Source organism: Endozoicomonas sp. SESOKO3 (assembly GCF_024606255.1).
This window is the reverse complement of record NZ_JAHHPR010000242.1, coordinates 1-1328: the sequence shown is the minus strand read 5'-3', so window position 1 is coordinate 1328 and position 1328 is coordinate 1. Positions and strand designations below refer to the sequence as shown.

The following is a 1328-nucleotide window of genomic DNA, read 5'->3' as shown; positions in this document are numbered from 1 at the left end:
CAAACCCTTCTCTGTCACTCTGCTTGGCAATGGTTACGTTATTTCCGGTCTCGAACTTTCAACGTCAGCAGGTAACACTCCCTCGGGCTTGTTCGGGTCATTGCACAACAGCACCATCCAACAAATCCTGTTTAAACAACCAAAAGTGACCAGTACCGGAAATACGAGCCCCACAGGTGTGCTTGTGGGAGTGTTGAAAGGCAGCAGGGTTGAAGAGGTGGTCAATTCTGCCGGAGCTATTCAAACAGGCGGTTTTCACAGTCATGCAGGAGGTATAGCGGGCAGTATTTCTGATAGCGTCATTCGCGATAGTGTGAACACCGGCACCGTTTCCACAACCGGGAGTGCCAGTACCGGCGGTATCGCTGGGGTGGTGGATCAGGGGTCTTCTGTATCAAACAACCTGAATATTGGAAGAATAACTCCCAGAAACAAACAAAAATCACCTACCGGTGGTATTGTCGGAGGGCTGAAAAGCAATAGCGTTGCCAACAACAATGTGAATGCCGGAGAGATTAATGTTGGCAATAACGGAGATTCCGGAGGGATTGCAGGAATAGCAACAGCAGCCAGGGTTTTACATAACCTGAACACCGGAAAAATTGCCACCTATTATGTGGATGGCGCTGACTTGTGGGAAGGTGGAAGCATTGGCGGAATAACAGGGGAGGCTACCAGCCAAACCCTGATTAGCAAAAACCTCAATACAGGTAGCATTTCTGGGAAGTACCGCTCCCAAGTGGGTGGAATAACCGGGCAAACAGTCAGCGCTCCTATTGTTCAAAATGTGAACGCCGGATCTGTCACTACGGATGGTGGTTTTGCATACACTGGAGGTATCGCCGGAGAAGCCAGACGTGTAGTCATCCGTGACAACCTTAATGCTGGAGCAATTATAGGGAAAGGTTATCGTAGTCCAGTCGGTGGTATTTCAGCAGCCGCCCGCAGTGCTGAGGTTTACAATAATGTTAATACGGGCTCCGTTAATGCGACCGAGCTAGTAAGAGTAAGCGGCGTAGTTGCATACCCTTACTGGAGAGGCCTCATTGCGTATAATATAGACACTTTCACAAAGTATCACTGGTTTTCCACTTCCAATTCCACTTCCACTTTCAATAGGTATGGATACAATTCCGGTGTCGTACGGCTATCAAAAAGTGCTCTCAAATCAGGCTTAAACGGTTTGAACAGCACGCTCTGGAATGCCGGTGATGCAACACAGCTGCCGATGCTCAAAGGCGTTAACACCCCCTACCGTGACCTTGTCCGAATTAATGGCACCCAACAGGCAAATAACCAGTTTCCCATCGTCCTGAATGAGTTTGCCG

General features: G+C 48.9%; 1 protein-coding gene. It reads left to right on the top strand.

The features are described 5' to 3' along the window. On the top strand, positions 1–1328 hold a 1328-nt coding region (locus KDK18_RS04340), incomplete at both ends, for a hypothetical protein (protein WP_257253467.1).